Below are 10,357 nucleotides of genomic sequence, written 5' to 3' on the forward strand. Positions count from 1 at the left end.
CGTGGCGCAACGCCAGCTCGGCTGGAGCGACAGCCGCGTGGGCAGCGGCCTGGCCAACGCCCTGCAGCGACCAGAGCTTGAGCAACAGCTGCGCCAGGTACTGCGCGGAGGTAGCCTAGACCGTCAACCGGACGACCTGAACATCGAAGTCGATGAAGAAACACGCCTGCTCACCTACAGCTTGACCCCCGTCAGTCACCCGCAGGGGCCCATCCTCGGCGCGGTGATGGTGCTGCACGATGTGACCGAGCAACGAGCCTTCGAGCGCGTGCGCAGCGAGTTCGTGCTGCGCGCCTCCCACGAACTGCGTACCCCAGTGACCGGCATGCACATGGCCTTCGGCCTGCTGCGCGAGCGGGTCAAGTTCCCGCCCGATGCACGCGAGAACGACCTGCTGGAAACCATCGGCGAAGAAATGCAGCGCCTGACCCAGTTGATCAACGACCTGCTCAACTTCTCCCGATACCAGAGCGGGCTGCAAAAGCTCGAGCTGGCCCCCTGCGCCCTCGACGAACTGCTGGAGCGTGCGCAGCTGCGCTTTGCCGAGCAGGCGCAGCAAAAGCAGATCGAGTTGCTCAAGGAGCTGGAAGCGCCACTACCGCGCATTCAGGCCGACGTCGCCCAGCTGGACCGGGTGCTGGACAACCTGCTGCACAATGCCATCCGCCATACCGCCAACGGCGGGCGCATCCGCCTGCATGCCAGGCGACATGCGGAGCGGGTGATCATCAGCATCGAGGACAACGGTGAGGGCATTGCCTATGGGCAGCAAGGGCGCATCTTCGAGCCTTTCGTGCAGGTAGGCCGCAAGAAAGGTGGCGCAGGGCTGGGGCTGGCGTTGTGCAAAGAGATCGTGCAACTGCACGGCGGGCGCATGGGCGTATTTTCACGGCCAGGGCAAGGGACCCAGTTCTACATGGCATTGCCGGTATGAATGCTGTAATGCGCCTAAACCCGACGTGGCAGGTGCCCGCGGGTCACCAGCTCGGCAAATTGACGGGCGTTCAGTGGCCGGGCAAACAGCCAGCCTTGGCCGTAATTGACTCCCTCACTGTTCAGTAGCACCGCCTGGTCCTCGAACTCGATACCTTCGGCAATCACCCGTAGGTGCAGGTCATGGGCCATGCGGATGATATGCGGAGCCACGCCGCTACTGGCGGCATCATGGCCCAGGGCATCAATAAACGCCTTGTCGATTTTCAGGCAGTCCACTGGCAGGGTCTGCAAGTAGGCAAGGCTGCAATAGCCGGTACCAAAATCGTCGATCAGCACTTGATGCCCCACGGCGCGCAGCGCCTGCAGGTTGTCGCGGGCCACCACCACGTCGATCAGGCCGCGCTCGGTTACCTCGAAGGCGATCTGGCTGGGTGCCACGCGATGCAACGCCAGCAAGCGCGCCGCCACCCGGCCGATACGAGGCACCATCACATCGCAGGCCGCCAGGTTTACCGATATGTACAGCTTGGGGTGCGAGCGCAGCAACTGCCCTAATTGTTCAAGTACACGTTGCAGGACAAAGTCTGTGATCTGGCGAATCTGCCCGGTATTCTCCGCCAACGGAATGAACAGGTCCGGGCTGGTCAGCGTGCCGTCCGGACGGCGCCAGCGCACCAAGGCTTCGGCCCCAACGCAACGCCGGCTGTCGAGCTCGATGATTGGCTGGTACAGCACCTGCAACTCTCCACGGCGCAAGGCATTCTGCAACTCCGAGCTCATCGACCGCCGTTGCAGGATCAACTGCAATACCAGCCAACCGATGCAGCAGGCCGCCAGCACGCTACCGGGGAACAGCAACCAGAGCATGCCGTTCATCCTCAGCGGCAGGCTGGCCCGCGGCGCGATCAGTACAAGCTGGTAATCCGGTGACTTGGTTGGCATTCGGTAGATCAGCCGATCACTGAGTTCCAGCAGCGACTTGTGGCTGGTTGACCAGGCCGAGGGTGGTGGCCATACCTGTGGCGGGCCGAGCACGGGGATGGCCCGCGCGCCATTGTCCAGCACCACCACCAGGCTGCCGCCTGGGGGCAGGTCGACTACATCGGTCAAGTGACCACGCGAGGTGGAAACCAGAAACTTGCCACGGCCCAGCATCAGTGCTGCCAGGTTCTCGTTCGGCTCGGTGGTGGTGTTAAGCCAGTAGCTGTACGTCGGGCCTTGGATATCCGGCGCTCGCAAGGGAACGAACGCGCGCTCGTCACCGCGGTTGGAGCAGGCAACGTCGCCATCCACATAGGCCGCTTCATAGATGAACCGCGAGCTCAGGCCAACCTGCTGCAAGGCTGCCAGCATCGCCGGGCTGCAGCCGCGCAATGGCTGGGCCTGCAGCAGGTCGACCCCTTCGCGCAACTGGCCGAACACCTGTTCGAGGCGATCCAGAAAACGCTCGCCCTGGGCGTTCATCTGTTCGCTTTCGCTTTGCTTCATTTGTTGCAGGGCAATGCCGATGCTGGCAGAGAGCAATAACGCAGCGCTGGCCAACGCTGCCAAGGTGGCCAGCATCCAGGGGCGGTAAAAAATTTGGCGCAGCAAGGCGATGAGTGCTGACATCAAAGGCATCCAGTTGATAACTAAGGTATAGCAACTGAATCGAGAATCACCCGCACCGTTTGGCGCTTCGCTGCGGGCTACACAGGCTTAGCGCATCCGGTTGAGCACCTGCAGCATCGCGGCTGTCTGCGCATCCGGCATGCCGTCGAAGCGCTGCGGGCGGAAGCGCATCTGGAAGGCAGCGATCACATGGCGTGTAGCGACATCCAGCACGCCGGTCTGTTCGACTTGATAGCCAAAACGTGCCAGTTCCTGCTGGTACCAGCCAATGCTTGGCGGGTTGACGCTGAAGTAGGCCTGCTGCCGTGCAACCGCGTTGGCATCCGGCCAGATACCCAGCCCGGCGTCGGCCAGGCGCTTCCACGGGAACAATGGCCCTGGGTCCAGCTTGCGCAGCGGGGCGATGTCGCTGTGGCCGATGATATGGCGGGGTTCGATGTTATTGCGTTTGACGATGTCCTTGAGCAGCGCGATCAACGACTGGACCTGCGCCTCGCTGTAAGGGTGCCAGACACGGCCGTTCGGGGTGTCGGTGAAGCCCGGGTTGACGATCTCGATACCGATGGACGAGGAATTCAGCCAGGTGCGCCCCTGCCACTGGCTATCACCGGCATGCCAGGCACGACGGTTTTCATCCACCAGTTGATACACCGTCGCCGGGCCATCGCCGATCAAGTAATGGCTGCTGACCTCACCGTGGGTAAGCAACGCCAGAGAACGCTCCAGCGAAGCATTGGTGTAGTGCAGGACAACGAACTGGATGCGGTTGTCCTGATTGGCTGAAGGGTGGCTGCGGTCGATGCGCAGGCCCGTCGAGCAACCGGCGACAGACAACAACAAAAAGGAAATCAGGGTTTTTTTAAGCGTGGAAAGCACGTCAGTGGCCTCAGCGTATGAGCGCTACAGTATAACGTGCTCCCCACAGCTGCGCCTGCCGTGGATCGACGTGACTGGCTAACCTTGTTCGACGCGATTGCGCCCATGCTCCTTGGCCCGGTACAACGCGGCATCGGCGCGCTTGAGCACTTGGTCGCTGCGCTCGCCAGGACGGAATGCGCCCAGGCCGATGGAGGTGGTAATCACCACCCGTTCACCCTTGAAGTGAAATGGGCAGGCTTCGACGGTGGCGCGCAGCAGCTCGGCCACCTGTGCGGCGGCCGCCGGCGGGGTCTGCGGTAGCAGCAAGACGAACTCTTCGCCGCCAAAACGGGCGATGAAATCACGAACACGCAGGCGCTTGCGCAACTGGTCGGCAACGATCTTGAGGACCTTGTCTCCAGCCAGGTGCCCATAGCTGTCATTGATGCGTTTGAAATGGTCAAGGTCGAGAATTGCCATCGCCAGATGGCCACCGTTTTCTTGCCAGTCGAGCATTTCGCGTTCGACTCGCTCGCTCCAGGCGGCACGGTTGGGCAGGCCAGTGAGCGGGTCGAGCAGGGCTTTCTGGCGCTGCTCCTCCAGATGCTCGCGATAGCCAAGCGCCTCGTGCTCCATGTTCGCCACCCGCTCCGACAGGCCTTGCAGACGGCCAGCCAGCTCTTGCTCACGGCGATCACGCTCATGCTTGTGCTCGTCCATGGTCACCAGCAAGCCTTCCAGGCGGTTTTCCAGGATGTGCTTGAGGCTGTCTACGTCGGCGGCGCCTTGCACGCTGCTCTGCAGGCCATCGACGTGCTCGCGCAGTTGGCTATCCAGCTCGCGGGCCGCACTGCTGTTGTCGGCATGGCCGGCGCTGGCCTCATGCAAGTGGCTCTGGAAACCTTCCAGGCGTTCGTTGAGCTGCTGCAGGTAGGTTTCAAATTCGTGCTGGCCGCTGTCGGTAATCGCCAGCATGAGTACCGCCAGATCATCCAGTACCGGGATCAGCTCATACCAGTTCAAGCCGCGGGCGACCCGCTCGCGCATTTCCAACGCCTGGGCCTTGTGCCGCTCGGGCAGGCTGAGGTCATCGAGCAGGCCGATCAGGGTTTGCTCGATGTGCGCGGCAACCTGGCTGTAAGGCGGCTCCACCGCATAGGGCAGGGCATAGGGGCCGTCTTCACCGAAGGTTTCTTCCAGAGCCTGTAGTGGCTCTGCCTCAGCCAGCGGCTCGCTGGCGGCAGCTTCTGCCACTGGTGCTTCATCCTGTGGCATTTGCGGCAACGAGGCGGGCTGCGTTTCGACCGACTCGATCAGCGCCGGGCCAGAAACCTCCAGCTCAGCCTCGGGCGCGTCCGTCACCTCGGCGCAGGAGGCAGCAGGGCCCGGCAACGGTTGTAGCGCGTCGACGTCATCGGGCGGCAAGAGTGCGATGCTCCCCGCTGCCTGGGGCTGGGCCTCGGCCGCTGGCTGCGCCACCGGCGCAAGCGCTGCCTCCGCCTGTGCGTCTTCTTCGCGGCTGCCGAACAAACGCTGCAGAAAACCTGGCCGGGCGTCTTCGCCGGGTTTGCCCAAGGCCGACAGCGCGCGCCCCTGCAGGCCGCTCAACTCGCCCAGCAGCGGCGGCAGCTCGCGTGACTGGGCAACCCCGCCGTCGAGCTTCTTCGCCAGTTTTTTCAATGGCCGCGAGATATCGCTGGGCAGCGGTAAGCCTTGCAGTTGGCCAACCAGTGCGGTCAGCGCATCGCTGACTTGGTTCATGCGGGTTTCGCGACGCTGTTCGGAGTCCAACACCGCTTTTTCAAGGCGCGGAATCAACCCGGCAAGGCCGGCGTCCATATTGTCGCTGCGGATGACATCGCGCATTTCCTTCATGCACTCATCGACGATCTTGTCACTGCCTTCGGCAGCCAGGGTGCTACGCACCAGGCCGCGACGCAGCAAGTCAAGACGGGCATCCCAACGGCGTTCGAGCCTTTCTTGCTGCTCGATGCTTTTCAGGTATTTTTCTTTCCAGCGCTCTGCGTCTTCAGTCATGCCCAGGTCCGCAAACGGTGATGGCAATTAGCTCAAAACCGGCAGCGTATCCACAGTCAATGCATCAGGCAATCGAATCTCGACAGCAACGGGAAGGTGGTCGGAAATTGGCTGCGCCAGCACCTCGACCCGCTCCAAAGTGAGGCTTGGGCTGAGCAGGATATGGTCCAGGCAACGTTGCGGTCGCCAGCTGGGGAAAGTGGCTTCGACTTGCGGGGCAACCAGGCCAAGGTCGCGCAACGGCGAATGCTCCAGCAGGTCGGTGGCATGGGTGTTCATGTCGCCCATCAGTACCTGGTGACGGTAACCGCCAATCAGCTCGCGAATGTAGCCCAGCTGCAGGGCGCGGGTCTTGGCCCCCAATGCCAGGTGCATCATCACCACGATCAGCGCATCTTTGCCCTCGCCAAAACGCACCAGGATCGCACCACGCCCGGCCGGCCCTGGCAACGGGTGGTCTTCGAGCAGTTGCGGTTTCAGGCGGCTGAGCACGCCGTTGCTGTGCTGGGCAAAACGCCCGAGGTTACGGTTGAGCTGCTGGTACCAATAGGGGAAGGCACCCAGATGGGCCAAGTGTTCCACCTGGTTGACGTAGCCCGAGCGCAGGCTACCGCCATCGGCTTCCTGCAGGGCCACCAGGTCGAAGTCACCCAGCAGCTTGCCGATCTTCTGCAGGTTGCCGGCCCGCCCGTTGTGCGGCAGCAAGTGCTGCCAGCTACGGGTCAGGTAATGCCGGTAGCGCTCGGTGCTGATGCCCACCTGGATGTTGAAACTGAGCAGCCGCAGCCGACCATCCTCGGGCAGGCCTGGGGCCTGCAGGTGGTGCTCGTTGACCTGCGGCTGGTGCAGGCCAATGCCACGCGTAGCTCTGAGGCGGGGCATGGGTTACGCCGCTTACTTAGCGGCGCGCTCCTTCTCGATCAGCTGGTCGGCGACGTTCAGTACACCTTCCGGCCCGCCAGCGGTACCCAGGTCGAAGCGATACTTGCCGTTGACCACCATGCTCGGTACGCCGGTAATTTCATACTTCTTCGCCAGTTCCTTGGCCTGGTTGACCTGGCCCTTGATGGCGAACGAATTGAAGGTGGCGAGGAACTTGTCCTTGTCCACGCCCTGAGTGGCGAGGAAGTCGGCCATCTCTTCTGGTTTGGTCAAATGCTTGCGCTGGTTCTGGATGGCATCGAACACCGCCGCGTGCACCTTGTGCTCGACGCCCATGGCTTCGAGGGTGAGGAACATCTGGCCGTGTGCATCCCACGGGCCACCGAACATGGCCGGTACGCGTTTGAAGTTGACGTCCTTGGGCAGCTTGTCGACCCACGGGTTGATGACCGGCTCGAAGTGGTAGCAGTGAGGGCAGCCGTACCAGAACAGCTCGACCACTTCGATCTTGCCAGGCACGGAAACCTGAACAGGGTTGCTCAGCTCGATGTATTCCTTGCCGGCAACAGGCTCCGCGGCCTGGACGGCAGTCATACCGAATACGCTGGCGGCGACCAGCGCAGCGCTGAGAATCAGTTTACGCATGCTTTACTCCTGAGCAGTCATGGGTCGCCACGACGCGACCTGCACTGAGACAGGCCGGGAAGGGCCGAGTTCTGTAGTGTAACGGCTGCGGACTGAAAAAAGGGCGGCCCGGCCGCCCTTTCATCATTGGCCTACAACATTAACTGAAAGTTAATGCAGGCCCTGGATATAGCTGGCCAACGCCTCGATGTCGTGGTTGCTCAGCTTGCCGGCAATGGTGCGCATGGTCATGGCATCGCCATCGTTGGTGCGGTTGCCTTCGCGGAAGTCCGTGAGCTGCTTGGTCACGTACTGAGAGTGCTGGCCACCCAGGTGCGGGAAGCCGGCCAAAGCGATGCCTGCGCCGTTGGGCGAGTGGCAGCCGGTGCAGGCAGGCATGCCTTTCTCCAGGTCGCCGCCATTGAACAGCGAACGGCCGCGCTCGACCAGCTTGGGATCGGCAGCGCCCACGCTACCTTTCTGGCTGGAGAAGTAGGCGGCGATGTCGGCCAGGTCCTGGTCGCTGAAGGCGGTCAGCATGCCGGTCATCTCCAACACGGTACGCTTGCCCGACTTGATATCGTGCAGTTGTTTTTCGAGGTAGCGCTGGCCTTGGCCGGCCAGTTTCGGGAAGTTCGGTGCCAGGCTGTTGCCGTCGGGGTTGTGGCAGGCGCCACAGACGGCAGTCTTGGCCTGGCCAGCGGCGGCATCGCCTTTGATAGGTTGCGCAGCAGTGGCCGCACCTGCGACACCCAGGGTCAACAGCAGACTCACGACTAGTTTGTTCATCAGCTAATCCAACACGGCTAAGGGTGAAATGTTATGTATCGGGACTGCCGCTCATCCAAAGGATGACCAAACGGTAGTCCTCGGCACTGCAGTCCATGCACAATCCACGCGGCGGCATAGCCTTGAAACCCTGGGTCACGTGCTTCACCAGTACCTCCATGCCTTGCGCCAGCCTTGGCTCCCAAGCCGCCCGGTCACCCTGTCTGGGTGCCTGTGGCAACTGCCCGGTGTGACAGGCCGCACACGTGCGGTTGTACAACACCTCGGGATCCTGTGTAGCCTGTGCGCTGAAAACCGGCAGGAACATACCGACAGCAAGCAGCCATTTCGCCATGCGGAACGACCTTCAGGGTTGGGGGCCGCGCTGCGTTCTGTTGCGCGAGCTATTGTTCGACACCCCATGCCCGTTCTCCTTCGCTGGGAGAATGAGCACACAAAAACTGGGGCATTATATACTTCCGCCATCCAAACGGAAACGACACCGCTTGCCAGGCTCGGGCCTACAGAGTCAGGCAACACCCACATCGGATATCCCATGCAAGTCAAGAACCCCATCCTCGGCCTCTGCCAGAAAGCCACATTCGCCCTTAGCGCAGCCAAGGTCGAACAATGCCCGGACGACCAGGGTTACGAGGTGGCTTTTGCCGGCCGTTCAAACGCCGGCAAATCCAGCGCCCTCAACACCCTGACTCATGCCAGCCTGGCGCGTACCTCGAAAACTCCAGGGCGCACCCAGCTGTTGAATTTCTTCAGTCTGGACGATGAACGGCGTTTGGTCGACCTGCCGGGCTACGGTTATGCAAAAGTCCCGATTCCGCTCAAGCAGCACTGGCAAAAACACCTGGAAGCCTACCTGGGCAGCCGGGAGTGCCTGCGTGGCGTGATCCTGATGATGGACGTGCGCCACCCGATGACCGACTTCGACAAGATGATGCTCGACTGGGCCAAGGCCAGCGGCATGCCGATGCACATCCTGCTGACCAAGGCCGACAAGCTGACCCACGGCGCGGGCAAGAACACCTTGCTCAAGGTGCAGTCGGAAATCCGCAAGGGCTGGGGCGATGGCGTGACCATCCAGCTGTTCTCGGCACCCAAGCGCCTGGGCGTGGAAGACGCCTACCGGGTGCTGGCGGGCTGGATGGAGCTGGAAGACAAGCCAGTCGCCTGAAGCTGCACTGCCCCGCTCTTGTGGGAGCGGGGCACCTTGGTGGCAAATTCCGGGCAAAAAAAACCCCGGACTTCGTATGGGGAGGGGGAAGTTCGGGGTCCAAGTCCGGACCGCTAGGGCGGGGTCCAGATATCTGCCAACACTTAACACAACATAGGAGCATCGAAGGGCTTCACCAGCCATTCAGTTACTCTGAGTTCCGCTTCACCGGTTTAGTTCCGAAGCCCTGAAAACTATTTGCGATAGTTTCATGAAACTTCAGCACCAATGGCACTGAGCGGTGCCAGGATCCGCGTCGCTACGTCGCAGATCCTACACAGCTTTCCCTGCTCAATCAGTGAGCTTCGTCCCAATTCGCACCAATTCCTGCCTCCACCAGTAGCGGTACATCCAGCTGCGCTGCCTGGCTCATGTGCTGGCGAATTTCATCTTTCACCTGCTGAACCAGGTCCTCGCGTACCTCGAGTACCAGTTCGTCGTGTACCTGCAGGATCACTCGGGCATCCAGCCCGCTCTCGCTCAGCCAGTTATCCACATTGACCATGGCCCGCTTGATGATGTCGGCCGCGGTGCCCTGCATCGGCGCGTTAATCGCCGTACGCTCGGCGCCTTTGCGCAGGGCGGGGTTCTTGGCGTTGATGTCCGGCAGGTACAGACGACGGCCGAACAGGGTTTCGACAAAACCTTGCTCGGCCGCCTGAGCGCGGGTGCGTTCCATGTAGGCCAGCACGCCTGGGTAGCGGGCGAAGTAGCGGTCGATGTAATCCTGCGACTGCTTGCGGTCGACGCCGATCTGCTTGGCCAAACCAAAGGCGCTCATGCCGTAGATCAGGCCGAAGTTGATGGCCTTGGCCTTGCGACGTTGGTCGGTGGTGACGTCTTGCAAGGCCACACCGAACACTTCCGCCGCCGTGGCGCGGTGCACGTCGAGGTCGTTGCGGAAAGCGTGCAGCAAGCCTTCGTCCTTGGCCAGGTGGGCCATGATGCGCAACTCGATCTGCGAGTAGTCCGCCGCCAGCAGTTTGTATCCTGGGCTGGCGATGAACGCCTGGCGGATGCGCCGGCCTTCGGCGGTACGGATCGGGATGTTCTGCAGGTTAGGGTCGCTCGACGACAGCCGGCCAGTGGCCGCCACAGCCTGCTGGTAGGAGGTGTGGATACGCCCGGTGCGGGGGTTGATCTGGCCCGGCAGCTTGTCTGTGTAGGTGCTTTTGAGCTTGCTCAGGCTGCGGTACTGCATCAGTACCTCAGGCAGTGGGTAACCGAGCAAGGCCAGCTCATCGAGCACCGCTTCGGCGGTGGAGGGCTGGCCCTTGGCGGTCTTGCTCAGCACCGGCATGCCAAGCTTGTCGTAAAGGATCGCGCCCAACTGCTTGGGCGAGCCGAGGTTGAATTCCTCGCCGGCCAGCTCGTAGGCACGTTGCTCCAGTTCGCCCATCTTCACGCCCAGTT

10 protein-coding genes are annotated in these 10,357 nt (G+C 61.9%); 2 read left to right on the forward strand and 8 right to left on the reverse strand.

Annotation, left to right across the window (positions count from 1 at the left end):
* A partial coding sequence (locus APH42_RS27405; RefSeq protein ID WP_156352942.1) for a cell wall metabolism sensor histidine kinase WalK occupies window positions 1-934 on the forward strand: 934 nt, incomplete at its 5' end.
* A 14-nt stretch (window positions 935-948) separates the two neighbouring features.
* Here the strand turns inward: APH42_RS27405 and APH42_RS27410 are convergent.
* The 7 genes from APH42_RS27410 to APH42_RS27440 form a co-directional block, all read right to left on the reverse strand.
* Window positions 949-2,547: an EAL domain-containing protein gene (locus APH42_RS27410; RefSeq protein ID WP_012269935.1), complete on the reverse strand. Its 1,599-nt coding sequence runs from the start codon at window positions 2,545-2,547 to the stop codon at window positions 949-951.
* An 87-nt stretch (window positions 2,548-2,634) separates the two neighbouring features.
* Window positions 2,635-3,423, reverse strand: coding sequence for an N-acetylmuramoyl-L-alanine amidase (locus tag APH42_RS27415; protein WP_060494642.1), 789 nt, complete (start codon window positions 3,421-3,423; stop codon window positions 2,635-2,637).
* A gap of 78 nt (window positions 3,424-3,501) precedes the next feature.
* Window positions 3,502-5,442, reverse strand: coding sequence for a GGDEF domain-containing protein (locus APH42_RS27420; RefSeq protein ID WP_060494643.1), 1,941 nt, complete (start codon window positions 5,440-5,442; stop codon window positions 3,502-3,504).
* A gap of 27 nt (window positions 5,443-5,469) precedes the next feature.
* Window positions 5,470-6,324, reverse strand: a complete 855-nt coding sequence (locus APH42_RS27425; RefSeq protein WP_012269932.1) for an endonuclease/exonuclease/phosphatase family protein — start codon at window positions 6,322-6,324, stop codon at window positions 5,470-5,472.
* A 12-nt stretch (window positions 6,325-6,336) separates the two neighbouring features.
* Window positions 6,337-6,969: a thiol:disulfide interchange protein DsbA gene (gene dsbA / locus APH42_RS27430; RefSeq protein ID WP_012269931.1), complete on the reverse strand. Its 633-nt coding sequence runs from the start codon at window positions 6,967-6,969 to the stop codon at window positions 6,337-6,339.
* Window positions 6,970-7,119: 150 nt separating this feature from the next.
* Window positions 7,120-7,737 (reverse strand): cytochrome c, encoded by a 618-nt coding sequence (locus tag APH42_RS27435; protein ID WP_012269930.1) that lies wholly within the window; start codon window positions 7,735-7,737, stop codon window positions 7,120-7,122.
* A 31-nt stretch (window positions 7,738-7,768) separates the two neighbouring features.
* Complete coding sequence (locus tag APH42_RS27440; protein WP_012269929.1) at window positions 7,769-8,071, reverse strand: cytochrome c5 family protein; 303 nt, start codon at window positions 8,069-8,071, stop codon at window positions 7,769-7,771.
* Between the two features lie 201 nt (window positions 8,072-8,272).
* On the opposite strand from APH42_RS27440, the gene yihA reads away from it, so the two are divergent.
* Window positions 8,273-8,905, forward strand: coding sequence for a ribosome biogenesis GTP-binding protein YihA/YsxC (gene yihA, locus APH42_RS27445; RefSeq protein ID WP_012269928.1), 633 nt, complete (start codon window positions 8,273-8,275; stop codon window positions 8,903-8,905).
* Window positions 8,906-9,239: 334 nt separating this feature from the next.
* Here yihA and APH42_RS27450 read toward each other — a convergent pair.
* Window positions 9,240-10,357, reverse strand: a 1,118-nt coding sequence (locus APH42_RS27450) for a DNA polymerase (protein WP_256217848.1), incomplete at its 5' end; no start/stop codon positions are given.

It is taken from the genome of Pseudomonas sp. NBRC 111140, from assembly GCF_001320885.1.
In the GTDB taxonomy this organism is placed as follows: domain Bacteria; phylum Pseudomonadota; class Gammaproteobacteria; order Pseudomonadales; family Pseudomonadaceae; genus Aquipseudomonas; species Aquipseudomonas putida_P.